General features: G+C 71.5%; 21 protein-coding genes and 1 pseudogene. 13 read left to right on the top strand and 9 right to left on the bottom strand.

The window, feature by feature from the left end; all coding sequences use genetic code 11:
* Window positions 1-40 precede the first annotated feature (40 nt).
* Both OIE40_RS15025 and OIE40_RS15020 read left to right on the top strand, forming a co-directional pair.
* Window positions 41-1,336 (top strand): HNH endonuclease, encoded by a 1,296-nt coding sequence (locus OIE40_RS15025; RefSeq protein WP_264703569.1) that lies wholly within the window; start codon window positions 41-43, stop codon window positions 1,334-1,336.
* 366 nt (window positions 1,337-1,702) lie between these two features.
* Complete coding sequence (locus OIE40_RS15020; protein ID WP_264703567.1) at window positions 1,703-2,221, top strand: phospholipase D-like domain-containing protein; 519 nt, start codon at window positions 1,703-1,705, stop codon at window positions 2,219-2,221.
* Window positions 2,222-2,248: 27 nt separating this feature from the next.
* On the opposite strand, the gene OIE40_RS15015 is transcribed toward OIE40_RS15020, so the two are convergent.
* From OIE40_RS15015 to OIE40_RS15005, 3 genes are read right to left on the bottom strand one after another with little or no spacing between them, the layout of a single operon-like run.
* Complete coding sequence (locus OIE40_RS15015; protein ID WP_264703565.1) at window positions 2,249-2,428, bottom strand: hypothetical protein; 180 nt, start codon at window positions 2,426-2,428, stop codon at window positions 2,249-2,251.
* Between the two features lie 58 nt (window positions 2,429-2,486).
* On the bottom strand, window positions 2,487-4,298 hold the full coding sequence (locus tag OIE40_RS15010; RefSeq protein ID WP_264703562.1) for a hypothetical protein: 1,812 nt from the start codon (window positions 4,296-4,298) through the stop codon (window positions 2,487-2,489).
* Window positions 4,295-4,666, bottom strand: coding sequence for a hypothetical protein (locus OIE40_RS15005; protein ID WP_264703560.1), 372 nt, complete (start codon window positions 4,664-4,666; stop codon window positions 4,295-4,297). Before OIE40_RS15005 ends, OIE40_RS15010 begins: the two co-directional genes overlap by 4 nt.
* A 93-nt stretch (window positions 4,667-4,759) precedes the next feature.
* On the opposite strand from OIE40_RS15005, the gene ilvD reads away from it, so the two are divergent.
* The gene (gene ilvD, locus OIE40_RS15000) at window positions 4,760-6,730 is read left to right on the top strand and encodes a dihydroxy-acid dehydratase (protein WP_264703559.1); all 1,971 of its coding nucleotides are present in this window, start codon (window positions 4,760-4,762) and stop codon (window positions 6,728-6,730) included.
* Window positions 6,731-6,836: 106 nt separating this feature from the next.
* Window positions 6,837-7,238: a hypothetical protein gene (locus OIE40_RS14995; protein WP_264703557.1), complete on the top strand. Its 402-nt coding sequence runs from the start codon at window positions 6,837-6,839 to the stop codon at window positions 7,236-7,238.
* A 5-nt stretch (window positions 7,239-7,243) separates the two neighbouring features.
* Here OIE40_RS14995 and OIE40_RS14990 read toward each other — a convergent pair whose 3' ends face one another.
* On the bottom strand, window positions 7,244-8,206 hold the full coding sequence (locus OIE40_RS14990) for an NAD-dependent epimerase/dehydratase family protein (RefSeq protein WP_264703554.1): 963 nt from the start codon (window positions 8,204-8,206) through the stop codon (window positions 7,244-7,246).
* A gap of 46 nt (window positions 8,207-8,252) precedes the next feature.
* Between OIE40_RS14990 and OIE40_RS14985 the strand changes: the two genes are divergently transcribed.
* From OIE40_RS14985 to OIE40_RS14955, 7 genes and pseudogenes are all read left to right on the top strand, one after another.
* Entirely contained in the window at window positions 8,253-9,251 is a 999-nt protein-coding gene (locus OIE40_RS14985) for an HAD family hydrolase (protein WP_264703553.1), read from the top strand.
* A gap of 26 nt (window positions 9,252-9,277) precedes the next feature.
* On the top strand, window positions 9,278-10,732 hold the full coding sequence (locus tag OIE40_RS14980) for a DUF2252 domain-containing protein (RefSeq protein WP_264703552.1): 1,455 nt from the start codon (window positions 9,278-9,280) through the stop codon (window positions 10,730-10,732).
* Window positions 10,733-10,905: 173 nt separating this feature from the next.
* Window positions 10,906-11,637, top strand: a pseudogene (locus OIE40_RS14975) (ABC transporter ATP-binding protein); the annotation flags it as partial.
* Window positions 11,637-14,084 carry an FtsX-like permease family protein gene (locus OIE40_RS14970; protein ID WP_264703548.1) on the top strand — a complete coding sequence of 816 codons (2,448 nt, stop codon included), beginning with the start codon at window positions 11,637-11,639 and terminating at the stop codon, window positions 14,082-14,084. The pseudogene OIE40_RS14975 and the gene OIE40_RS14970, both read left to right, overlap by 1 nt.
* Window positions 14,085-14,195: 111 nt before the next feature.
* Window positions 14,196-14,531, top strand: coding sequence for an ArsR/SmtB family transcription factor (locus OIE40_RS14965; RefSeq protein ID WP_264703546.1), 336 nt, complete (start codon window positions 14,196-14,198; stop codon window positions 14,529-14,531).
* The gene (locus tag OIE40_RS14960; RefSeq protein WP_264703545.1) at window positions 14,528-15,010 is read left to right on the top strand and encodes an SRPBCC domain-containing protein; all 483 of its coding nucleotides are present in this window, start codon (window positions 14,528-14,530) and stop codon (window positions 15,008-15,010) included. The genes OIE40_RS14965 and OIE40_RS14960 overlap by 4 nt, the downstream gene beginning before the upstream one ends.
* Window positions 15,000-15,554, top strand: coding sequence for a TIGR03086 family metal-binding protein (locus OIE40_RS14955; protein WP_264703544.1), 555 nt, complete (start codon window positions 15,000-15,002; stop codon window positions 15,552-15,554). Before OIE40_RS14960 ends, OIE40_RS14955 begins: the two co-directional genes overlap by 11 nt.
* Window positions 15,555-15,575: 21 nt before the next feature.
* Here the strand turns inward: OIE40_RS14955 and OIE40_RS14950 are convergent, their stop codons facing one another.
* Complete coding sequence (locus tag OIE40_RS14950) at window positions 15,576-15,845, bottom strand: TetR family transcriptional regulator C-terminal domain-containing protein (RefSeq protein ID WP_264703686.1); 270 nt, start codon at window positions 15,843-15,845, stop codon at window positions 15,576-15,578.
* Here OIE40_RS14950 and OIE40_RS14945 point away from each other — a divergent pair.
* Window positions 15,799-16,068 (top strand): DMT family transporter, encoded by a 270-nt coding sequence (locus OIE40_RS14945; protein WP_264703542.1) that lies wholly within the window; start codon window positions 15,799-15,801, stop codon window positions 16,066-16,068. The two genes, OIE40_RS14950 and OIE40_RS14945, sit on opposite strands and share 47 nt — an antisense overlap.
* Window positions 16,065-16,430, top strand: a complete 366-nt coding sequence (locus OIE40_RS14940; RefSeq protein ID WP_264703540.1) for a DMT family transporter — start codon at window positions 16,065-16,067, stop codon at window positions 16,428-16,430. Before OIE40_RS14945 ends, OIE40_RS14940 begins: the two co-directional genes overlap by 4 nt.
* Here OIE40_RS14940 and OIE40_RS14935 read toward each other — a convergent pair.
* The 4 genes from OIE40_RS14935 to OIE40_RS14920 all read right to left on the bottom strand — a co-directional run bounded on the left by OIE40_RS14935 (window position 16,414) and on the right by OIE40_RS14920 (window position 24,914).
* Entirely contained in the window at window positions 16,414-19,764 is a 3,351-nt protein-coding gene (locus tag OIE40_RS14935) for a S8 family serine peptidase (RefSeq protein ID WP_264703538.1), read from the bottom strand. The two genes, OIE40_RS14940 and OIE40_RS14935, sit on opposite strands and share 17 nt — an antisense overlap.
* A gap of 97 nt (window positions 19,765-19,861) precedes the next feature.
* Complete coding sequence (locus OIE40_RS14930) at window positions 19,862-20,269, bottom strand: arsenate reductase/protein-tyrosine-phosphatase family protein (RefSeq protein ID WP_264703536.1); 408 nt, start codon at window positions 20,267-20,269, stop codon at window positions 19,862-19,864.
* A gap of 81 nt (window positions 20,270-20,350) precedes the next feature.
* Window positions 20,351-21,391 (bottom strand): LCP family protein, encoded by a 1,041-nt coding sequence (locus OIE40_RS14925; RefSeq protein ID WP_264703534.1) that lies wholly within the window; start codon window positions 21,389-21,391, stop codon window positions 20,351-20,353.
* A gap of 136 nt (window positions 21,392-21,527) precedes the next feature.
* Window positions 21,528-24,914 (bottom strand): pyruvate carboxylase, encoded by a 3,387-nt coding sequence (locus OIE40_RS14920; RefSeq protein ID WP_264703532.1) that lies wholly within the window; start codon window positions 24,912-24,914, stop codon window positions 21,528-21,530.
* Window positions 24,915-24,975: the final 61 nt, after the last annotated feature.

The following is a 24,975-nucleotide window of genomic DNA, read 5'->3' as shown; positions in this document are numbered from 1 at the left end:
GAGCCTTGTAATCGTACGTATGTTTGATTATACTCTCCATATGAAACCCTCTCCCAACCTTGACCCCGCGGCCGTTGCCGCGATGGTCACCGAGCTGGGCAGGAGTGAGGTCGAACACTCGCCGACGGAGCTGGTCGAGTTGATCGGACAGCTCGAACTGCTGAAGAACTCCGCCGCCGCGCTGCAGGCCAGGGCGAGCGTCGCGCTCCGTTGGCACCGCGAGGCCGAAGCCGAGGTTCATGGGCACAACGCGCGGAGGGTGCCGGCCTCGGTCGCCGGCGAGGTGGCGCTCGCACGTCGTGAGTCCCCGCACCACGCGACCCGGCTGGTGGGCCTGGCGATGATGCTGGCGCGCGAGCTGCCGCACACCATGCGCCTGTTCCGCGCCGGGCTGGTGAGCGAGTGGCGCGCCGGGCTGGTCGCCTGTGAGACCGCCTGCCTGAGCCGTGAGCACCGGGCAATGGTCGACGAGCAGCTGGCCGGCCGGCTGGCGGAACTGTCCGACCGGCAGGTGGCGTCCGAGGCGCGGCGGGTCGGCTGCCGACTCGACCCCCACAGCATCGTGGAGCGCATCGGGCAGGCCGAGGCCGACCGCCGGGTCAGCCTGCGACCCGCGCCCGACTGCATGGCGCGACTCAGCGGACTGCTGCCGGTCGCCCAGGGCGTGGCCGTGCTGGCGGCCCTGGGGGTCGAGGCCGACACCGCCCGCGCCGCCGGTGACGCCCGGTCGCGGGGGCAGGTGATGGCCGACACCCTGGTCGCCCGGGCCACCGGACTCACCGCCGCCGACGAGGTCGGGGTCGAGGTGCAGCTGGTGATGACCGATTCCGCCCTGCTGGGCGGGTCGCACGAGCCCGCCCGGCTGGCCGGGTACGGTCCCCTCCCGGCCGGGGTCGCCCGGCGGATCGCCGCCGCGGCGTCCGGTCGGGGCAGGGCGTGGCTGCGCCGGCTCTACAACCGTCCCGGCACGGGCGAACTGGTCGCGATGGAGTCGCGGCGCAGGATCTTCCCCGCCGGCCTGAAGGCGTTCATCGCGACGCGCGACGAGGTTTGCCGGACGCCGTGGTGCGGCGCCCCGATCCGGCACACCGACCACGTGGTGCCGGCGCACGCCGGCGGGACGACCACCGCCCACAACGGCCAAGGGCTGTGCGAGCAGTGCAACCAGCTCAAGGAGCACCCGGGCTGGCGGGCCAGACCGGGGCCGGGCGGCAGCGTCGCGCTGCGCAGCCCGAGCGGCCACGAGTACGCGAGCATGCCGCCGCCCCTGCCGCACGAACCGATCGACCGACCCTACGCGCTGCCGTTTCCCGTCGAGATCATGATCGCGGCGTGACCCAACAGCGTTCCGCTGCGGCCGACAACGAGAGAAGGTGTCCCTCATGACAGTCGTCGCCACCATGTCGATCACCCTGGACGGGGTCGGGTCCGCCCCTGACCAGACCGAGCAGCGCCCGTTCGGCGACGTTCCCGAGGGGGTTCTGCACAACTGGATGCAGGACGGCGGCCCCGAGAGTGCCCGCGGCGATGGAGGCCATCCTCGGTGCGGGCGCCTACATATGGGCCGCAACATGTTCGGCCCCGTCCGGGGCGACTGGCGGCGCTGGTGGGGTCCCAATCGCCCTACCCGCTAATCACACTGCTGTAGTTCTCCACAGGTGTGGATGCCGATGTGGACGAACCGAGCGGCTAGCCTCGCGGCATGGAGTGGCTGAGCGGGCGCGAACTGTACCGCGCGGTCATCACCGAGGGTGTGCTGCGGGCGCAGAAGTCCATCTGGATCGCCACCGCCAACCTCAAGGACCTCTACGTCCCCGGGGCCGGACGCCGCTACCGCCCCATCCTCGATGAGTTCAGCCGGCTGGCCCGCGACGGCGTCCAGATCAGGGTCATCCACGCCGAACTGCCCTCGCGCAGCTTCCGCGAGACGTTCGACACCCTGCCGGCACTGGTCGACGGCGGCCTGGAGTTGCAGATCTGCCCGCGCAGCCACTGGAAGATCGTCATCGTCGACGGCGAACTGGGCTACACCGGCTCGGCGAACTTCACCGGCGCGGGCCTGGGCGCCAAGAGTGAGGCCAACCGCAACCTCGAGCTGGGCGCCGTCGGCCGCGAACCCGACTTCGTCGCCATGCTCGAACAACGCTTCGACGCGTTCTGGATGGGCGAGCACTGCGAGGGCTGCGGACGCCGCGAACTGTGCCCCGACCCGATCCGCTAGCAGCCGGCGAGCCGGCCGCCCACACGGCTAGCCTCGATCGTCGGGCTTGGCCTTCGGCATCCTGATCGTCACCGAACCCGATTCGAGATCGTGCGGCTTGGGACCCCAGGCGCCCTTCTCGTAGTCGGCGACCAGGATCTTCTCGAGATCCTTCTGGGCCCGGGCGTGCGCAGCCCCGGGATTGAAGACCTCGAAGAAGTTCGTCATTGGCTCAGTCTAGGCGCCGGCTGTGGAATCGGTGCATCGCCGGCATGGCCGCCCCACCTCACGGGTCCCGCAGCCGCGCCAGCTCGTCCAACCCGACACCGACCAGCACCTCGTCGACCACCACCGTGTCCAGGCCGTGCACCTGCCGGTACTCGGCGATCACCTCACCGGTCGACGGGTCCAGCAACCGCAGCTCCCGCGACGCCAGCAGCAGGCTGTCCTGCCACGCCCAGACCCCACCGGTCGAGCCGGGCTTCTCCCTCGTCCATTCCACCTCGTTGCGGCGTCCGCTTACCGCGAAGATGTTGTCCCGGTCCGAGATCAGGGTGAGCCCGTCCACGAAGTCCGCCGTCGGCCACACGGTCAGGCCCCACACCGAGCTGATCCGGGTCTCGGCCACGGTGCCGACCGTCCTGCCGGTTTCCGGATCCACCTGCACGGCCCGGCCCTCGGCGTCGAGGAAGACCGGCGTGGTGACGTCGCCGCCGCGCGGGTCGCGGCCCGGAAAGGCCAATCGCACGTTGAGGTCGGTCTCGTACAGGGCCTTCAGCCCGTAGCTGTAGGCGACCGCCCGGGCGCCCGCGTTGCACCACAGCCGCCGCCCGTCGTCTACCAGCCGCGAGCAGCGCGGCAGAGCGACCAGGGTGCCCGCGTGCAGGTCGACGAACGCCGTGGATTGGCCCGCCCACAACGCGACCAGCCGCTTGGCGACGGTCCGCATTCGCGGCCGGTCCAGGGCCGGCCCTTCGGGGATGGGCAGTTTGCGGTTGTAGATGCGGTTGTTGCTGAACAGCCCGTCCTGCTGCTCCTGGTCCCGCAGGTCGATCCGTCCCACCTGATCCAACCCGGCATTCAGCACGGTGAGGACGGCGTGAGGTGCCGGTTGGCGTTGCTCGACCAGCAGCACCCGGCTGCCGCTCACGTACACCATGGTCAGCCAGCCGTCGAAGTCGACCCCACCGGTCTCCCGGCCGCTGCTCGGGTCGAGCAGCGAGATGCGCCACGCCACCCCCAGGCCGGTGGCCGGATCCGTCCGGGTGGACGCCGCACACAGCAGCTGGTCCCCCAGCAGCTGGGCGCCGCACAGCCCGTCGGCCAGGTCGTGGCGCCACACCTGATCACCGGTCCGCGACCGGATGCCGTGCGCCGCGATCGACCGGTCCTCCTCGTCGCCGCTCAGCACCACCCAGGTTGCCCCGGCGTCGATCAGGTGGTTCGAATCGAAGCTGCCGTCCACCGCCGACTGGAGTTCGGGTGCCTCGAGGTCATCGCGCAACTCATCGGCCGCCAGCGTCCACACCGCCGGCAGTTCGTCGGCGGGCGGCGAACTGGTCCGGGTGGGACGTGGCTCGTCGCTCCGGCCCCCACCGCCGACGAGGGCACGCAGGCCCGCAAGGACGAGCACCATGACCAGCACCCCCAGTCCGAGGGCACGCAGCACCCCCAGAAGCCGGCCCAGCGCTGTTGACGCCCCACCGCCGGTCGCGCCGTACCGCGTCCGCCGCTTGCGTCGCGACCGGGCCCGGCGCTGAGCCAGCTCGGCCAGCGACAGGGACGCCTCCGGCGACGGCACGTCCGGCCTCGAGGAGGCTGGGGACGAGTTCAGGCTGCTGTGCTGGGCGCTGGCCGGCGGGGACGCCGCAGGCTCGGCGGGCCCCGGCTGCGCCGGCGCTGCCGGCCACTGGAAGTCCGGCCCGGCCGCCCGCCGGCCCAGCCCCTGGTGCCGGGGCCCGCGACGGAACCAACGCCGCCGGCCGGTGGGGGTCTCGGCTTGGGGGACGTCGCCCGCGCCGGCGGTCTCGGCTCCGGCCCCGGCGTCGTCGAGTTCCTGCCACCCTTCAGGCCGGTGGAAGGAGTCGGGCCCGCTCACGCTCCCCCGCTCCGCCGGCGTCGGGCGTGGGCGGTGTCCAGCACCGCGCCGATCAGGCCGAGAGCCGCGATCAGCACACCGAGGGCGGTGAGTTGGAAGCCCCCCTGCAGCACGGCGAGCACACCGCCGGCCACCAACAGGGCCGCTGCCGGCCAGGTCGTCCACGGTCGCGGGTGCGCGGCGGCGGCAACGCACGCCACGGTCCCCAGCAGCAGCGGCCACACGGCCCGCACGATCTCGACGGCCAACGGGCGCGGCTGCGGGCTGGGTGCCGACCAGCCCGAGGCCAGTGCGGTCAGTCCGGCCAGGAACGCGGCCGCGATGCCCAGTGCGATCGCCGCGACGATGAAGAAGTCCCGCCCGCGCATGCCGGGCAGGCTACCCAACCTCCGGCGCACACCTTCGGGTCAGTGGCCGGCCGGGCGGTTACGCCTGTGGAGCGCGGGCGTAGGCTGCTCCCTATGCCTGCACTGCGCTCACGCACCACCACCCATGGCCGCAACATGGCCGGCGCCCGGGCACTGTGGCGTGCCACCGGCATGGGAGAGTCCGACTTCGGCAAGCCGATCATCGCGATCGCCAACAGCTTCACCCAGTTCGTGCCTGGTCACGTGCACCTGCGCGACATGGGCAAACTCGTCGCCGAGGCGATCGCCGAGGCGGGCGGGGTCGGTCGCGAGTTCAACACGATCGCCGTCGACGACGGCATCGCAATGGGCCACGAGGGCATGCTCTACTCGCTGCCCAGCCGCGAGATCATCGCCGACTCGGTGGAGTACATGGTCAACGCGCACTGCGCCGACGCCCTGGTCTGCATCTCCAACTGCGACAAGATCACCCCCGGCATGCTGCTGGCGGCACTGCGCCTGAACATCCCCACCGTGTTCGTCTCCGGCGGGCCGATGGAGGCCGGCCGGGTGCTCGGCACGCGAGTGATCAGCGGCGCTCCCGACGAGGGCGGAACCCGGCTCGACCTGATCGACGCCATGTACAAGGCGGTGGACGCCACCGTCACCGACGAGCAGCTGCTGTCCATCGAGCAGAACGCCTGCCCCACCTGCGGCTCCTGCTCGGGCATGTTCACCGCCAACTCGATGAACTGCCTGACCGAGGCGCTCGGACTGTCGCTGCCGGGCAACGGCTCGACCCTGGCCACCTCCTACGCCCGCCGCGACCTGTTCGTCCGGGCCGGCAAGCTGGTGGTCGACCTGGCCCGGCGCTGGTACGACGAGGACGACGCCTCGGTGCTGCCGCTGTCCATCACCACCAAGGAGGCGTTCAGCAACGCGATGCGGCTCGACATCGCCATGGGCGGGTCGACGAACACCGTGCTGCACCTGCTGGCCGCCGCGCAGGAGGCCCGCGTCGACTTCGATCAGCACGACATCGACGCCCTGTCGCGGATCACCCCGTGCGTGTGCAAGGTCGCGCCGAACTCCACGAAGTTCTACATGGAGGACGTGCATCGCGCCGGCGGCGTCCCCGCCATCCTCGGCGAACTCGACCGCGGCGGCTTGCTCGACCGCAACGTGCACGCCGTCCACTCCCCCGACCTGGACACCTGGCTGGGTGACTGGGACATCCGCAGCGGGCGGGTGAAGCCCGAGAACGCCGAACTGTTCTACGCAGCCCCGGGGGGCGTCCGGACCACCGAGGCGTTCTCGTCGACCAACCGTTGGGCCGAACTCGACACCGACCCCGACCACGGTTGCATCCACTCGGTCGCGAACCCCTACACCACCGACGGCGGGCTGGCTGTGCTGTACGGCAACCTCGCCGAGGACGGCTGCATCGTGAAGACCGCCGGCGTGCCGCAGGAGCAGTGGGAGTTCACCGGCACCGCCAAGGTCGCCGAGTCGCAGGAGGAGGCGGTCGAGAAGATCCTCGGCGGCGAGATCGCTCCCGGCGACGTCGTCGTCGTCCGCTACGAGGGCCCCAAGGGCGGCCCGGGCATGCAGGAGATGCTGTACCCGACGTCCTACCTCAAGGGCGTCGGGCTCGGCCCCAAGTGCGCACTGATCACCGATGGCCGGTTCTCCGGCGGCTCGTCGGGGCTGTCGGTCGGCCACGTGTCGCCCGAGGCCGCCGCGGGCGGCACCATCGGCCTGGTCGAGGACGGCGACATCATCACCTTCTCGATCCCCGAGCGCCGGGTCACCCTCGAGGTGGACGACGCGGTGCTGGCCCAGCGCCGCCGGGACGCCGAGGCTCGCGGCTGGCAGCCGCGCACCAGGCAGCGGATCGTGTCGCCGGCACTGAAGATCTTCGCGCTGCTCGCCCAGTCGGCCGACAAGGGCGCATCGCGGCTCGACCCCGACCGGCTCAACGTGCAGCCCGGCATCAAGGACGCCGAGCCGACGCCCCCGGCTGTGCCCGACACCGCCGCCGGGGTGACGGCCGCGGATCCTCTGGTGGAGAGCACGGCCGGCTGAGCCTGCCCACTCGTGCATCGGGAGGGCCGACGATCACCGTCGGCCCTCCTGCCACGAAGGGTTCCCTCGTGCGTTCCCACCCGCACAGGGGCGGCATACTGACCGAATGAGTGTGGCGACCCAGTCGAAGCTGTGGCAGTGGGGTGCCGTGGTGTACGTCGTCGCGGCCTCGGTGTTCTTCGCGTTCATGCCGCTGGTGGCGGTCCCGAACGGCACCGACGTCACCTGGGTGGCACCGTTCCGGCTGCTCGGCTGGCAGGTCTTCCCGCCGCTGTTGCTCCCGCTGGCGCTGACAGTGATCCCGCTCGTGGTGCGCAAGCACCGCGTCCGGGTGGGCTGGAGCTGTACCGGTGTGCTCACCGCCATCTGCCTCGTGCTGGTGCTCTCCTCGGGGCTGCTGTTCCTGCCCGCGCCGGTGCTGTCGGCGTTGAGCACCTACCTGGCCTCGCGGGCGCCGGTCGAGGACGAGGAACTGCCCGACGAGGCGTGGCAGGTGCCGGACGCCTGAGCCGCTCAGAGCCGCGCCAGCAGTTCCGCCTCCTCGGCGGCGCTCAGCCCGGAGCGTCGGGGGCGGTCCAGCCCGAGCCGGCGCTCGTAGCCCAGCACCCGCGCCACGACGTCGGCCAGCGGGCGGTTGACCCCGCCGGTGGCGCGGAACCGTTCGATCGACAACTGCCTCATCGCGGACGCCTCCGGCGTCAGCCACAGTGGCAGCGAGCGCGGCCCCATCCAGTAGCCCACGCCCTGATCGACCAGCCAGGACGCCGGCGCCTCGACCAGTTCGCCATCGAAACCGGTCACCTCGGCGATGATCGCCAGTGCCCGGTCGAACCCGACGCTCTCACCGGTGGCCTGCACCACCCCCGTCACCCCGGCCGCCGCGGCCACGGTCAGGTAGTCGGCGAGGTCGGCCACATCGATCACCTGGACGTCGGCGTCGGTCAGCGGCGGGGTCAGCACCCTGCCGCCCCGGGCGAGCCGGGCCGGCCAGTAGCCGAACCGGTCGCTGGGGTCGCCCGGGCCGGTGATCAGCCCCGGCCGGACGACCAGCAGCCGCTCGCCCAGCGCCGCCGCCGACGCCTGCTCGGCGGCTACCTTCGCGCCCCCGTAGTCCTCCGGATCGTCGCTGGCCTCGACCAGCGGCGCAGTCTCGTCCGCACCGGGACCGGCCTCGCCGGCGTACACCGAGATCGTCGAGACCAGCGTCCAGTGCGCCGCCCGGGCCGCAAGTGCGTCCAGCGCCGAGCGCACCGCGACCGGGTGATAGGCCAGCTCGACCACCTCGTCGAACTCGCCGGCCAGATCGTCGAAGGCGCCCGGTTCGGTCCGGTCGGCCGCGACGAAACGGACGCCGTCGACGGCCTGCCCCGAACGGCCGCGAGCCAGGCAGGTCACCTCGTCGCCCCGGGCCAGCGCCCGCGACGTCACTTCGCGCCCGAGCCACGCCGTCCCACCCAGCACAAGAACTCGTCGCATGCGTCGAGTCAACACCGAGGATCGGGTTTCGGCCAGACTGGGGCCCATGGCCGCCTTCACCCTGACCGCCGACCTCACCGCACCTCAGAACCACTGGGCCGAACTCGTGGCCCACCCCGAACTGCTGTTCGGTCACAACGCCCCCGACCTGGTCGCCGGCACCGACTACCTGGCCCGCAGCCCGTTCGGCAGCGGCGGCAGCGGGCGGATCGAGGCCGTTCAGCACGGCCGGGTTGAGTTCACCTGGGGTGGTGCGGACTGGCCGCAACCCGGGCGGTTCGTGGTGTACGCCGCCGACGACCTGATCGTCGACGCCCGCGCCGTCCCCGACTTCGAGGTGGAACCGACCCGCGCCCACTGGGAGCGGATGCTGCACATCGCCGCAGACTTCCTCAACACCCCGGACCGCGCCGTCGACTCCCCGGTCGAGGCGGTGCTGTTCGACGCCGACGGCGTGCTGCAGTGGCCCCGTCCGGGCTGGCTGGAGGAGATGACCACCCTGGGCGGGCCCACCTTCGTGCTGGACGCCTTCGCCGCCGAACGCGACTGCCTGGCCGGCGGCGCCGAACTGGCGCCGCTGCTGACCGGGCTGCTCACCGCCTCGGGCACCGGCGCCACCGTCGAGCAGGTGTTGCAGGTGTGGCACGACATCGTCGTCGACCCCGACGCCCTGGCGCTGGTCGACCGGCTGCGCGACAGCGGGCTGATCGTCTGCCTGGCCACCAACCAGCAGAGCCTTCGTGGCGCCCACATGCGTGACTCGCTCGCCCTGGACGCCCACTTCGACCGGGCCTTCTACTCCTTCGAGGTCGGGCACGCGAAACCCTCCCAGGAGTACTTCAGGCACATCGTCGACGTCCTCGGCCTGCCGGCCGAGCGGGTGGTGTTCGTCGACGACGCGCCCGCCAACGTGCTGGCCGCGCGCCTGGTGGGCCTGCGCGGCGTGCTGCACCGGGTCTCGGACGGGGCCGCTGGGTTGGCCGCCGACCTGGCCGGGGTCGGCGTCCGCGACCCCGCTCTGGGCAGCGCGGACGCTTCCGACTAGGCTCCTTGCCGCTGAGAGGAGCTGCGATGACGCAACACACCAGCCACACCGTCCTGGCCAGTACCGACAGCAGCGCGTTCGCGTCGGTGCGTGAGACCGGGACGACCCGCGAGGAGCGCTACGCGCTCGGGCGGTCGCTGCGCGAGAAGGTGCCGATCTCGGCGCTGGGGGTGTGGAACGCGACCCAGGCCCGGCCGGACCCGATCGAACTGATCAACGAGTCGCACCAGGGCCGGGTGGACGAACTGGTGCCGATCCGGGTCGGCCGGATGATTTCCTCGCCCTACGGTTTCTACCGGGGCACCGCCGTGGTGATGGCCGCCGACGTGGCGATGCTGCCGATCACCGGGATCATGCCGGTGATCTGCGGCGACTCCCACCTGGGCAACTTCGGCTTCTACCGCTCGCCCGAGGGCGAACAGGTGATCGACCTGAACGACTTCGACGAGGCGCATCCCGGCGCCTGGGAGTGGGACCTGCGCCGGCTGGCCGCCGCGGTCTGGGTGGCCGGACGCGAGAACGGCTACGGCGAGGACGACATCGCCGAGGCGGTGCACGCCTGCGTGATCGCCTACCGCGACGAGGTCGACCTGCTGGCCTCGATGCCACTGCTCGCCCGCTCCTACAACCGGCTCGACATCGAGCGGCTGCACGAAACCGCCACCGAGAAGGAGTTGCGGGACGAGATCAAGCGGGCCGGCAAGACCGCCCGCAAGCGCACCTCCGACCGTGCCCTGCCCAAGTTCACCGACTCCACCGACGAGGGCGAGCGAAGGATCGTCGAGGACCCGCCGCTGATCCGGTCGGTGACCGGCGAGGAGTACGAGCTGCTGGCCGAGGGCCTCGACGCCTACCTGGACACCCTCGCCCCGCACTGGCGCCGCGTGGTGGCCGGCTACCACCTGGTCGACATCGCCCACAAGGTCGTCGGGGTCGGTTCGGTGGGGCTCCGCGCGTACGTGGCACTGCTCGAGGGCAGCTCGCCCGACGACGTCCTGTTCCTGCAGTTGAAGCAGGCCCGGCGCTCGGTGCTGGCCCGTTACGTGCACGGCGACAGCGCCTGGCACGCCCACCAGGGCCAGCGGGTCGTCGAGTACCAGCAGGCGCTGCAGACGGTCTCCGATCCGCTGCTGGGCTGGACGGAGGTCGACGGCCGGCAGTACTACGTCCGGCAGTTCCGCAACATGAAGGGGACCGTGCCGCTGGACGGCCTGACCGCCACCGCCCTCACCGACTACGCCGGCATCGTCGGACACCTGCTGGCCAAGGGTCACGCCCGCACCTCCGGGGCGTCGATGATCGCGGGCTACCTGGGCAAGGGCGAGAAGGCGGCCAGGGCGTTCTCGCGTTTCGCCAGGCTGTACGCCGACCAGACCGAGGCCGACCACGCGGCGCTGGTGAAGGCCGCGCAGACCGGACGGGTGCCGGTCGCCGACGGTGCGCTGGCGTCCATGGGCTCGGCCTTCCGGCCGGGGGGCTAGTCACAGCATCCCGGTGTGGCGGCGCGGTCCACCGCACCCACCGCCGGGGTCCACGGGCCGATCGACCCAGACCGTGGTAGTGCCATCGCTACCCCAGGTGTGGCCCGTGGACGATTCGAACGCCCGCGCCCTTTCCCTATGTTTGAGCTGTGACCGAAACAATCCCCGTGGCAACCCCCACCGATGTCATCGCCCGCGCGGTGGCGCTGACCAAGACCTACGGCACCGGCGACGCCGAGGTGCACGCCCTGGCGGGCGTCGACCTCGACCTGCGGACCGGTAGCTTCACCGCGATCATGGGCCCCTCGGGCTCGGGCAAGTCGACGCTGATGCACTGCCTCGCCGGCCTCGACTCCCCCACCTCGGGGCAGGTCTGGCTGGGCGGGGTCGAACTGACCGGCCTCAACGACCGGAAGCTGACCGCTGTGCGTCGCGATCAGGTCGGCTTCGTGTTCCAGGCCTTCAACTTGCTGCCGACCCTGACGGCCAAGGAGAACATCCTGCTGCCGCTCGACCTGGCCGGCCGCAAGGTGGACGCCGCGCAGTTCGACTCCATCGTCACCTCGCTGCGACTGACCGAGCGGCTCAGGCACCTGCCGTCGCAGTTGTCCGGCGGCCAGCAGCAGCGCGTGGCGATCGCCCGCGCGCTGATCACCAGGCCGGCGGTGCTGTTCGCCGACGAGCCGACCGGCGCCCTCGACTCCAAGGCCGGCACCGAACTATTGACCCACCTGCAGGGCGCCAGCCGCGAGCTCGGCCAGACCATCGTGATGGTCACCCACGACCCGAACGCGGCCGCCTACGCCGACCGGGCGCTGATCCTGTCCGACGGACGGATCGTCGATGACCTGGCCACGCCCAACGCCGACAGCGTGCTCGACGCGATGCGGAAGCTCGGCGCCTGATGCTTCGCCAGGTCCTCAGGGAGTTGCGGTTCCACCCGTCCCGTTTCGTCGCCACGATGATCGCGATCGCGATCTCGGTGGCCTTCATGGCCGGGTCGTCGATCCTGGTCGCCACCGAGAACAACGGCGTCCAACGCGAGCAGTCTGCCCGCTACGGCGCCGCCGACGTGCTCGTCAGCATCGACGGCGGCTCCACCGCCGACCTGCAGGACGCCGGACGCCTGATCGCCTCGAGTCCGGGGGTCGCGGTCAGCGAGCCCGCCCTGACCAGCACGCTGGCCCTCAAGCACGGCCAGGCCTCGCTCTACGCCGACGCCATCGCGCTGCCCGTCAGCGACTCGCTGCGCGACGTTCGGGTGGCCGAGGGCAGGCCGCCGGTCGCCGCGGGCGAGTTGCTGCTCGGCCGCGACGCGGCCCGCACCCTCGGCGTCGGGCTGGGCGAGACCCTCACCTCCGCTTTCGACGAGGCGACCTACACCGTGGTCGGCCTCACCGACCAGCCCGGCTCGCTGTTCCTGCAGAGCGTGTACGTGGCCGCCGCGGACTTCGCCCGCAGCGGGGTCGACCCGGCCGTCGGCACCGGCGCCTGGTTGGTGAAGGCCGCCGACGGCGTCGGTGCCACGACGCTGGCCCGCGACCTGACCGACACCCTCGGCCAGATCGAGGGCGCGAAGGTGCAGACCGCCGATCAGGCCCGCGCCGACGCGATGGGCGACTTCACCGGCAGTTTCGACGCCTTCCGCAACCTGCTGTGGACCTTCGCGGCCATCGCCGCGGTCGTCGGCATGATCACCATCGCCAACACGTTCAGCATCCTTCTCGCGCAGCGCCGGCGGCAGATCGGCCTGCTGCGGGCGGTCGGAGCCGCTGGTGCGCAGGTCCGCCGCCGCTTCGGCCTCGAGGCCGTCGCCCTGGGCGTCCTGGGCTCCGCACTGGGCCTGCTGCTCGGCGTGGGCCTGGCACTGATCGGCGCCTCACTCACCGGCTCGCTGTACTGGGGGTTGAGCCTGCCCGCCGGCGAACTGGCACTGGCCTTCGCGGTCGGGGTGCTGATCACCGTGCTCGCCGCCTGGCTGCCGGTGCTGCGCGGCACCCGGGTGCGCCCGCTGGAGGCCCTGCAGACCGAGCCGCCTGCTCAGGCCAAGCGGCGGGCCGGCCTCGTGCGCGGGATCGTCTGCGGCGTGCTGATCGTGTTCGGGCTCTGGCTGTCGGTCAGCAGGCTCGGGACCGACGAGGCCCTGCCGCGCGCGATCGCCGGCAGTGCCCTGGTCGCCCTCGGCGTCCTTTTCGCCGCGCCGCTGTTCGTGCCGGCGCTGCTGCGCCTCGTAGGCGGCCTCGTCGGGCGATTCGGGCCCACCGCCCGACTCGCTGCCGACAACTCGGTGCGCAATCCGCGCCGGGCGGCCACCACCGCCACCGCACTGATGCTGGCGGTCGGGCTGATCGTCACCCTGCAGGTCGCCACGGCGTCCATCCGGGGCAACGTGCTCGACCAGATCGACCAGCACCGCCCGGTCGACATCGCGGTCAGCAGCAGCGGCGACGTCCGCTCGGTGCCGGCCGACCTCACCGACCAGTTGGGTCGAATCCACGGCGTCCAGGCCTCGGTCGTGATGCCGATGACCGCCGCCGAAGTGACCGTGAACGACGACGACTACGGCCGGCTGAGGGTGATCGGCTACGACCCGGCCGCCGCCACGGTGGCCGCCGGGGCCCCCGCCACCATCGCCGACGACGAGGTCTACGTGCCGCAGTTCGCACAGGTGCGCGCGGGGCAGAACGCGACCGTGAAGACCGACTCGGCCACCCTGACCATGCGCGTGGTGCCCTCGCCGCTGATCGACTCCGACCAGGTGCTGGTGTCGCAGGCCACCCTGCAGCGGCTCGGCGGGACGGTTCCCTCGGCGATCGTCTGGCTGTCGGTGCCGGACCGCGCCGACGCGGTCTCCGTGGCCGCCGCGGTCACCGAACTCGTCGGCAACCAGGAGTACGCGATGTCCGGCGGGGTCATCGAGGCGGCCTCGATGGAGTCGGTGCTGAACCTGTTGCTCGGCATCACCACCGCCCTGCTGGGGGTGGCCGTCCTGATCGCCCTGATCGGGGTCAGCAACACCCTGGGGCTGTCGGTGCTGGAGCGCACCCGCGAGTCGGCGTTGATGCGTGCGCTCGGCTTGCAGGCGCGCTCACTACGCCTGATGCTGCTCGTCGAGGCGCTGCTGCTGGCTCTGGTCGGGGTGGCAGTCGGAATCGCGGCAGGCATCTGGTTCGGTTGGCTCGGCGCCGAGGCGGTGGCCTCCGCGCTCGGCTCGAACGCCGGCCTCGTGGTGAACCTGCCGCAGACCCTCGGCATGGTCCTCATCGCGGTGGTGGCCGCGGCGCTGGCGTCCGTGCTGCCCGGGCGCCGGGCCGCCAAGGCGTCCCCGACCGAGGCCCTGGCCGAGATCTGAGCCCGGCCACGGACCCTCTGCGGACTCGGTCCGGACGATATTCAACCGAATGGTTGACAATGAGCCGGGGGTCGTTCTAGGGTTTATTCAACCGACCGGTTTAGGAGGACCATGACGGACCCGCTCGACGCGTCCTTCGCGGCACTGTCCGACCCCACCCGGCGCGACCTTGTCGCCCGGCTGGCACTCGGCGACGCGACGGTCTCAGAGCTGGCCGCCCCCTACGACATGACCATCCAGGCGGTGTCCAAGCACCTGAACGTGCTGGCGGCCGCAGGGCTGGTCACCAAGTCGGCGCAGGCGCAGCGCCGACTGATCCACCTGGAGGCCGACGCCCTGCGCCGGCTGACCGACTGGGTGCAGCACTACGCCCAGCTGGCCGACCAGCGCTACCGGCGCCTCGACGAGGTGCTGGTGCAGCTGGCAGACACCGAGGAGTCACCATGACCGAACACCTGACCACCGCCTCGATCGAGGCCGACCCGACCGTGCCGATCATCCATGTCACCCGCGACTTCAGGGCCACCCCGGCGCTGGTCGTGCGCGCCCACCTCGACCCTGAACTGTTCGTGCGGTGGATCGGCCCCGACAGCCGAACCGCCGAGATCGACTACTGGGACGCCCGCGACGGCGGCAGCTGGCGCTACTTCGACCGGGGCCCCGACGACGTCCAGACCTTCCGGGGCTGCTTCCACCAGCTCACCGACGACCGCATCGTGCAGACCTTCACCTGGGAGGGGATGCCCGACGGCGTGGCGCTGGAGACCCTGACCGTCACCGACCTGGGCGACGGCTGGACCCGGCTGCACGCCCAGTCGCTGACCGACAGCTTCGAGGGCCGAGACGCCTGGCTGAACTCCGGCATGGAGAGCGGCGTCAACAGCGGCTACGCCAAGCTCGACGCCCTGCTGGCCGATGTCGGCTGAGTTCGCGCGGCACCACCGCGAGCGGGCCGCCACCTTCAGCCGGGTCGTCGAGCAGGTCACCGACTGGGACGCCCCCACCCCGGTCGCGGAATGGAAGGCCCGCGACGTCGTGGGTCACCTGACCACCTGGTTCCCTGCGTTCCTGGCCGCCGGCGGGGTCGCCGTCCCGTCCGGGGACCCCGGCGATCCGGCCGGCTCGTGGGTCGCCCAGAGCGCGGCGGTGCAGGCGCTGCTCGACGATCCCGACCGCGCTGCGGCACCCTTCACCCACCCCCAGGTGGGCACCCATCGGCTGGGCGGCGCCATCGACACCTTCTACACCCCCGACGTGTTCATGCACACCTGGGATCTGGCCCGCTCGGCCGGTCTCGAGGTACGCCTCGACGAGGCGACCTGCGCCGGCCTGCTGGCTGGGATGGAGGCGATGGGACCGATGCTGCGGGAGTCCGGCCAGTTCGGCGTCCAGCGACCCGTCGCGGCGGACGCCCTCGCGCAGGACCGGCTGGTCGCCTTCATCGGCCGCGATCCCCACTGGCGCCCCTGACGGCCGGGACCGGCGCCGGACTCAGGACCGGGTGACCAGCCGGCCGACCGCCGCGCGCACGATCCGCTCGGCCGACCCGGCCGGCACCCGGCCGAGCAGGACGTGCAGCGTCAGCCCGTCGATCAGGGCCTGCAGCTCGCGCGCCGCGGCCGACACCCCGCCGTCGACGGCGTGCCCCGAGGCGGCCAGCTGTTCGAGCAGTCCGACCAGCACCGCGTGCAGGTCGCGGTAGACGATTCCCCGGATGTCGTCGAGGCCCTCGTCCCCCGCGGCCGGGCCGACGAACGCCAGCCAGACCTGGGAGGCGCGGCTGCGCCGCGGCCAGCTTCCCCTGCTGTCTCGGGCGATGGAGACGATCCCCCTGGGTACCGCCTACGCGGTCTGGAACGGCATCGGTGCGGTCGGCACCGTCCTGGTCGGGGCGTTCGCCTTCGGCGAGAAGCTGCGGCCGGCCATGCTGGCCCTGCTCGGTCTCGTCGTGGCCATGATCGTGGGCCTGAAGGTGATCGCATGACCGCGCACACGGCACAGGCCCGCCCGGCGGGGCACCGTGCCTGGTGGTGGCTGCTGCTGGCCGGCGGGTTCGAGATCGGGATGACCACGACACTGAAGCTCGAACAGGCCGACGGGCGCTACCTGTGGCTGTTCCTGGCCTGTGCGGTGCTCGGCTACCAGTGCCTTTCCCGCGCCATCGCGTCCATCCCGCTCGGACTCGCCTACGCACTGTGGACGGGTATCGGCGCCGTCGGCACCGTGCTCGTCGGCGCGATCGCCTTCGACGACCCACTGGGTCCCGTCCGCGTGCTGCTGCTCTCGGGCCTGGTCGCAGCGATGGTGGGGCTCAAGCTGGTGGGTGGCGCTAAGCGGGCAGCGTGAGCACCTCGCTGCGCCGGCCGCTTGCCCCGTTGAGGTGGATCAGCAGCGCCCGAACCGTCGCCGCCGCGTCGTCGGGGGTGCCATCGGCATCGGCGCCGCCGGCACCCTGCGGCGCGGCCACCGTGTAGTCGATCTCGACCCCGGGCAGATCGGCGTACAGCGCGTAGTCCGTCACGACGGTCGGGTTCACCACGTCGTAGTCGACCCAGTCGGTGGAGTCGAAGGCTCCCCCGTCGAGGTCGGCCTCGCTGAAGGTGTAGACGCGGTAGCTGATCGGGAAGCTGGTCGCGTTCGACTGGACGCCGAGGTCGCCGGCGTAGACCGGCAGCAGGAACGAGTCGCTGTCGTAGGCGTTGGTGTCGGTCGAGCCGTCCAGGAAGTTGATCGGGTAGGCGCTGATCGCATTGCCTGCGGCGTCCACCAACAGCGCGAACGGCTGGTCACTGTCCGCGGGGGTGAAGGCGGCCACGATGTAGTCGGTCTCCTGGTCCCCGTCGACGTCGATCGCCACGTCGGTCTCCCGGCCGCCGCCCAGGATCGGCGAGTTGCCCCACATGGTGACCCCGAACCACAGCACGCCGTCGTCGGGGGTGGCACCCTCCTGCACGTAGCCGGCACCGGTGTAGCGCAGGTCGGAGGATCGCCCGGTGGAGTTCAGGGCGCACCCGCCGAGCTGGCCGAGCACGCACGAGGGCAGCTTGCGGCTCGTCGCCCCCAGGGTGAGCAGGGACGCCTTGGAGAGGTACCCCTCCGAGCCCGACCCCTGAGCGACACCGGTGCCGCGCAGGGTGACCCGCGTCGCGCCCACCGACGCCGCCGTCACGGAGACCGGCTTGGCGGCGCCGTACACCGGCACCCGCAGCGCGGTCTTGCCCGACGGTTTGACCAGCAGGTTGCCGGACGCGTCGGCGACGAACTGCCGGCTGCCCGGGCCCGTCCACGAGCTGTTGGTGATGTCCGACATGGTGGGGTCGAGCGTGCGGCGCAGCTTGCTCGGCTTGATCGTCATCGTGACGGTGACGGTGCGGGTGCTCTTGCCCTTGATGGTCACCGCGCTCGGCGAGACCGAGTAGCCGACGCCCGGCTGGCTGACCGTGCCCGCATAGCTCAGCGAGACCTTCTGGGTCGAGCTGCCCAGGTTGCGCACCGTGACCTGAGCCGTCCGGGTCACCGTGCTGGAGGTGATCGGCGCCTCGACCACCCCGAAGCCGACGCTGACCAGGCCGGAATCGGTGGTGTTATAGGCGACCAGCTGGGTGGTGGTGGCGTAGTTGGCGTCCACCCGCCCGGCCCCCACCCGGTTCGGGCCGTACCTGCGGCCGGTCTCGTCGGGCTCGGTGTACAGGTCGTGGACGGCGGTGTTCATGATGGCGGCCTTCACCCTGGTGACCGACCAGGTCGGGTTCTTGCCCCGCACCAGCGCGGCGATGCCGGCCACGTCGGGGCTGGCCATCGACGTGCCGCTCATGCTCCGGGCGCCGGCCCCGCTCGCCACACCGGCCGACACGATGGTCGAGCCGGGTGCGGTCACGTCCGGTTTCAGCGTTCCCGGCCCGCCGTGGGTGCCGCGTGAGCTGAACCCGCTGAGCAGGTCGGTCGCCGAATCGGCGTAGTCCTTCACCGAGGCGAGCAGGCTGTCGGTGAACGTGACCCGCAGGGTGCCGGCGGACGCCGCGGAACGCAGCTCCCGGGTCGCGTTCAGGCTCAACTGGAAGACCGGGATCGTGTCGTCGCCGGTGATCCCGCCGGCGAAGTCCGGCGCATCGGTGGTGAACAGCGCGCCGATCGCACCGGCGGCCTTCACGTTGGCGGCGCGATCGGCCGACCCGCACCGCCGGGTGGCATCGTCCTCGGTCCATTCCAGCCAGGCGATCCGGCCGGCCAGCTTGGCGGCGTCCGACTGGCTGATGGTGCCGCACCCGTCGGAGTTGCTCGACGACAGCGGCAGCGCCACCGTGCCGGAGACCTCCGGCGCGGTCTGCCAGGGGTAGGCGACCGACACCTGGCCGCCGACGTCGCCGACGTCGCCGGCGACAGCGGTGGGAGCGTCGACGACCAGGCCGTCCTGCAGGCTGTATGCGTCGACACTGCTGGCCACGGTCAGGGCGCGTCCCGCCGCCGAGCCGGCGTCGGTGTAGTCGCCGGCGTTGCCAGCCGAGTTGACCGTCAGCACTCCGTGGCCGGCGAGTTCGTCGATCAGGGTGTTGGCGGGATCGTCGGGCGCGTCGTAGTCGGAGCCCAGCGACATGTTGAGAACGTCGAGGTGGTCGGAGAAGTCACCGTCGCCGTCGGGGTCCAGCGCCCAGTCCAGCGCGGGCATCACCAGGTCGGTCGACCCCTCGCAGCCGAACACCCGCAACGCGTACAGCGTCGCCCGCGGCGCGGTTCCGGGCCCGATCCGCATCGACTTGAGCAGCGTCCCGGACAGCTTGCTGTAGGCACCGGTGAAGCTCGACCCGTCCCCGTTGACCCCGTAGCCCGCGGCGATGCCCGCGACGTGCGTGCCGTGACCGGCGTCGGCGCAGTCGAGCGGGTTCGGGTCGGGGGCGATCACCGGGTCGTCGTCGTCGGCGTTGTAGTCGTTGCCGGCGAAGTCCCAGCCGCCGGCGACCTTCCTGGTCTCCCAGCCCGGCTCGGTGTCGGCGGCGGCGGCCGCCGCATAGGCCGCTTCGGTCCCGGCGCCGCCGAAGTCCGCGTGGGTGTAGTCGATACCGGTGTCCAGCACCCCGACCTTCACGCCGCTGCCGGCCAGCTTGCTCTTCTGCCAGGTCAGCAGTGCACGGGTGAGGACGTCGGCGCTGGCCGTCTCGACCCGGTAGCGGGCGAGCGGGGTGACGCTCAGCACATCGCTGCGCCGGGCGATCGCCTTGATCCCGGCCAGGTCGGTGCGCAGCGCCACGCCGGGCAGCCCGTTGCTGATCGAGAACAGCTGCCGGGCACGGCCGTCCGACTTGCGAGCGAGTTCGGTGACCGAATCGGAGACCCGCTGCACCTCGGCCCGCCGGACACGGGCCGCCCGGGCCGAGGTCGACTTTCCGGCCCCGTCGGCGCGGGCCTCACTGTTGACGTCGACCGCGCTACGCCCGCTGAACCGCACGAAGACCGACTGCCTGGCGGTGTCGTCGGCGAGCAGCCGGACGCTCACCTTGGCCTCGGTGGAAGCCGTGCCCTCGGCGTCCGCCACGGTCTTGCGCAGTTTCAGCGGCTCGGTGGGAATGTCGATGCCCGGCGGATCGGGCTCGGCCAGGGCGGGGGTCGGCGGCGTCGCGATCAGCACCAGGGCGGCGAGCAGCACGCCGGCGGTGGTCAGGGGACGGTGGACAGCGATCTTCACGGGGACCGGCCTCTCTGGTGGCTCCGCCGGGGCACCGCGCCTCGATGGGGCCGCCTCGACCCAAGCATGTCCCAGGCCCGGGCACAAGGGGTGCGGGTCAGGCGGCTGCGGGCACCTTCAACTCCGCGAGCAACGCCACCACCCGGTCCCGGATCGCGTCTCGGGTCGGCCGGACCTGCGCGAGCCGGCTGTCGGCTGAACTCGGGAAGTCCCAGTCGGCGAAGTGCGAGCCGGAAACCAGCCCCCGCAGGTCGGCACCGAGGGTGATCACCAAATCGGCGGCGGCGATGGCTTCGAGGCTGACCGCGGCCGGTTCGGCCTCCCGCAGGTCGACTCCCTGCTCGAGCATCGCCGCGATCACCACCGGGTAGAGGGCGTCGGCCGGTTCGGTGCCCGCCGAGGTAGCCACGATCTCACCGCCGCCCAACTGGTTGAGGAACCCGGCGGCCATCTGTGAGCGGCCGGCGTTCTGGGTGCAGACGAAGAGCACCGTGCGTACGGTCATCCGAACCTCCTTCGGCAGGATCTGCCCGGAGCATCGCAGCCAACGGTTACGACCACATGAACGCAGGCCGTCGACCGGCTGTCACTTTTCGCTCGAGTAGCTGTCCATCGTGCCGTTGACCAGCGCCTGCGAGAGCCGGTTCATGCCCGCCTCGTCGACCCGGACGAAGCTCGCGCCCGCCGACGACGTCCCGAAGCCGGCGACCGGCACCTGCAACTGGACGACGTCCGGCCGGTTGGTGAGGTTCAACTCCCCGACCATGCCGACGATGTGCTGGGTGGTGGCGGTGTCGTCGACCACGACATTTGCCGACAGCCGGTTGATGACCGAGAGCAGCTTAACCGGGTTGGCCAGGGTCTCGGGGCTGCTCAGCTTGTCGATGATCGCCTTCATCACCAGCCGCTGGCGTTCGGCGCGGTCGAAGTCTCCGCGGGGCAGGTCGTAGCGCTCGCGCACGTAGACCAAGGCCGCTGCGCCGTCCAGGGTCAGTTCTCCCTTGGGGAAGGTGTAGCCGCGGCTGGCCGAGGCGAGCTCGTTGGTGACGGTCACCCCGCCCAGGTCGTCGATGATGGAGAAGAAGCCGTCGAAATCGGTGACGGCGACGTTCTCGATCCGCACCCCCAGAAGATCCTCCACCGTCTCGACGGCCAAGGACGCGCCGCCGAAGGCGTAGGCGGCGTTGATCTTGTTCGTGCCGTGCCCGGGAATGTCGACCCACAGGTCACGCGGCATCGAGATCAGGTACAGCTTCTGCCGGGACGGATCGGAGTGCACCAGCATCATCACGTCGGAGCGGCCGCGATCCTCGCCGCGCGAGTCCGAGCCGAGCAGCAGGAAGTTGATCGGCTTGGCGTTGAGGTCGCTGGGCGCGAGCGTGGCGTGACCGGACGGCAGCATGCTCGGCTCGCGCTTGACCGAGTTGAGCACGTTCACCGCGGACACGGCGAGCCCCCCGGCTCCCACGAACAGCGCCAGCACGAGGCTGGCCAGCACGACCAGCCAGCGGCGCAGGACACGCCGGGACCTCGGCTTGCGTTGCGGTTCTGCGCTCATCAGCTCGTCGAGCGCGACAGGTTCGCTTGCTGCGGACGCGCCAGTCCGCACGGCATCGTCAGCCGACATGTGTATTACCCCCCTGGTACCACGTCCGACCCCCCGGCGGACTCTGGTCCACGGACCATGATATCCTTCGCGGCCGTTTGGCGAACCCTCCGGGTGCCCCCCACGCGGGTGACACGACCGGGCCGCGCGCGCCGGCTCAGCCGATCACCAGCAGCAGGTCGCCCCCCTCGACAGCCTGGGCGTGGCCGATCGCCAGGCGCTCGACGGTGCCGGCCACGGGCGCGGTGATCGCGGCCTCCATCTTCATCGCCTCGATGGTCGCGACCGGCGCCCCGGCGGCGACCTCGTCGCCCACCTCGACGGTCAGCGTCACCACCCCGGCGAACGGAGCCGGGACCTGACCCGGCCGGCCGAGGTCGGCCCGCTCGCGCGTCGCGACGTGCGACTCGACCGAATGGTCGCGCACCGACACCACCCGCAGCTGTCCGTTGATGGTGCACACCACCTGCCGGTAGCCGCGGGCGTCCGGCTCGCCGATCGCCTCGAGCCCGAGCAGCAGTTTCTTGCCGCGTTCGATCTCGACCTCGTGCTCGGAATGCACGCCCAAACCGTGCAGGAACTCGCGGGTGGCCAGCACCGACAGCTCGGAGAACTCCTCGACGGCATCCTCGTAGTCCCTGGTCGGGCCGGGGAACAGCAGCCGGTTGAGGGTGCGCCGGGGCTGCTCGGCGAGCGCGTGCTCGTCGTCGGCCGAAAGCTCGGTCTCGACCGGCCGGACTGTCCGTCCGGCCAGGGCACGGGTCCGGAACGGCTCCGGCCAGCCGCCTGGCGGGTCACCGAGCTCGCCGCCGAGAAAGCCGATCACCGAGTCGGGGATGTCGTAGCGGCCCGGGTTCGCCTCGAAGTCGGCGGGGTCGGCGTTGGCGCCGACCAGTGCCAACGCCAGGTCGCCGACCACCTTGGACGACGGGGTCACCTTGACGATGTTGCCGAGGATGCGGTTGGCCGCGGCGTACATGTTCTCGACGTCCTCGAAGCGGTGGCCCAGACCCAGTGCGATCGCCTGTTGCCGCAGGTTGGAGAGCTGCCCGCCCGGGATCTCGTGGGTGTAGACCCGGCCGGTCGGCCCGGGCAGCCCCGACTCGAACGGCGCGTACAGCAGCCGCACCGCCTCGAAGTACGGTTCCAGGTCGGTGGCGGACTGCAGCGACAGCCCGGTCGCCCGCTCGGTATCGTCGGTGGCCGCGATCAGTGCCGACATCGACACCTGGGACGTCGTACCGGCCCAGGCAGCCGAGGCGACGTCGACGGCGTCCACCCCGGCCCCGATCGCCGCCAGCAACGTGCCCAGCTGGCCGCCGGCGGTGTCGTGGGTGTGCAGGTGCACCGGCAGGTCGAAGCGCTCGCGCAGCGCAGTGACCAGCTTCGCCGCCGCCGGCGCCCGCAGCAGTCCGGCCATGTCCTTGATCGCCAGGATGTGCGCTCCGGCCTCGACCAGTTGCTCGGCGAGGCGCAGGTAGTAGTCGAGGGTGTAGAGGGCCTCGGCCGGACTGGTCAGGTTGCCGGTGTAGCACAGGGCTGCCTCGGCCACCCCGTGGTCGGTCTCACGAACCGCCTCGATCGCCGGGCGGATCTGGTCGACGTTGTTCAGCGCGTCGAAGATCCGGAAGATGTCGCAACCGGTGCGCGCCGCCTCGTGCACGAAGGCTCGGGTGACCTTGAGCGGGTAGGGGGTGTAGCCGACGGTGTTGCGGCCGCGCAGCAGCATCTGCTGTGGAATGTTCGGCATGGCTTGGGCGAACTTCGCCAGCCGGTCCCAGGGATCCTCCTTGAGGAAGCGCAGCGTGACGTCGTAGGTGGCTCCGCCCCACGACTCCATCGAGAACAGGCCCGGCAGCATCCGCGCGATGTGCGGTGCCACGTGCAGCAGGTCGCGGGTGCGCACCCGTGTGGCCAGCAGCGACTGGTGGGCGTCGCGGAAGGTGGTGTCGGTGACCGCCACGGCGGTCTGGTTGCGCAGCGCCTGGGCGAACCGTTCCGGGCCCAGCTCGAGCAGCAGCTGCTTCGAGCCGGGCGGCGGCGGCGCGGCCAGCACGTCCCGGCTGAGGGCCGGCAGCTTCGTGCGGGCCACCAGCGTGGTCCGCGGCTCGCCGTGCGGCTTGTTGACCGCGATCCCGGCCAGGTACTTGAGCAGCTTGGTGCCGCGGTCGGCGGGCAGGTGGTGGTTGAGCAGGTGCGGGCGCTCGTCGATGAAGGACGTCGTGGCGCGCCCGGCCAGGAAGTCCGGGTCGGTGATCACCGCCTCCAGGAACGGGATGTTGGTGGAGACGCCCCGGATGCGGAACTCGGTAAGCGCCCGGTAGGCGCGCCGGGCGGCGGACTGCAGGTCGCGTCCCCGGCAGGTCAGCTTGACCAGCATCGAGTCGAAGTGGGCGCTGACCTCGGCGCCTGCGAACACCACGCCGCCGTCCAGCCGGACGCCGGCGCCGCCGGGCGTCCGGTAGACCGACAGCCGGCCGGTGTCCGGGCGGAAACCGTTGCTCGGGTCCTCGGTCGTGACCCGGCACTGCAGGGCCTGGCCGCGCACCTCGATCGATTGCTGGCTGAGGCCCAGGTCGGCCAGCGACTCGCCGGCAGCGATGCGCAGCTGGGAGGAGACCAGATCGACGTCGGTGACCTCCTCGGTCACCGTGTGCTCGACCTGGATGCGCGGGTTCATCTCGATGAACACGTAGCGGCCGTCGGAGCCGAGCAGGAACTCCACGGTGCCCGCGTTGACGTAGCCGATGTGCCGGGCGAACCGCACCGCGTCGGCGCAGATGGCGTCCCGCAGCGCCGGGTCGAGGTTCGGCGCCGGAGCCAACTCGATCACCTTCTGGTGCCGGCGCTGCACCGAGCAGTCCCGCTCGTACAGGTGGATCACGTCGCCGTGGCTGTCGGCCAGGATCTGCACCTCGATGTGCCGGGGGCCCAGCACCGCCTGCTCGAGGTACATCCGGGCGTCCCCGAAGGCCGCCGTCGCCTCGCGCATCGCCTCGGCGAGCGCCGCGGGCAGTGCCTCGGCGGTCTCGACCCGGCGCATGCCGCGTCCACCGCCGCCCGAGACCGCTTTGACGAACACCGGGAAACCGACCTGCTGGGCAGCGGCGATCAGCACCGCAGGGTCGTCGGAGGGGTCGCTGCCGCCCAGCGTCGGCAGGCCCGCCGCGCGGGCCGCTGCGATGGCGGCGGCCTTGTCACCGGTCAGTTCGAGGATGCTGTGGTCGGGTCCGACGAAGGTGATGCCGTTGTCCTCGCAGGCCTGGGCCAGGTCGGGGTTCTCGGACAGGAACCCGTAGCCCGGGTAGATCGCGTCCACGCCTGCCTCGAGGGCGGCGGCGATGATGCCCTCGACGTCGAGATAGGCCCGGACCGGGTGTCCCACCTCGCCGATCTGGTAGCTCTCGTCCGCCTTCAACCGGTACTCCGCGAACCGGTCCTCGTGGGGGAAGACCGCGACCGTTGCGACCCCCAGTTCGGTGGCTGCGCGGAACGCCCGGACAGCGATCTCACCCCGGTTGGCGACCAGGATCTTGCGGAACATCGGACTCCTCCCCGGTCCCGACGCAGCACCGTCGTCGCGACCACACCGTCAGCGACAGCCT

The organism is Micropruina sonneratiae, from assembly GCF_025972045.1.
GTDB lineage: Bacteria > Actinomycetota > Actinomycetes > Propionibacteriales > Propionibacteriaceae > Micropruina > Micropruina sonneratiae.
Note: the sequence above shows the minus strand (reverse complement) of the source record. Positions and strands in the feature narration are given on the sequence as shown.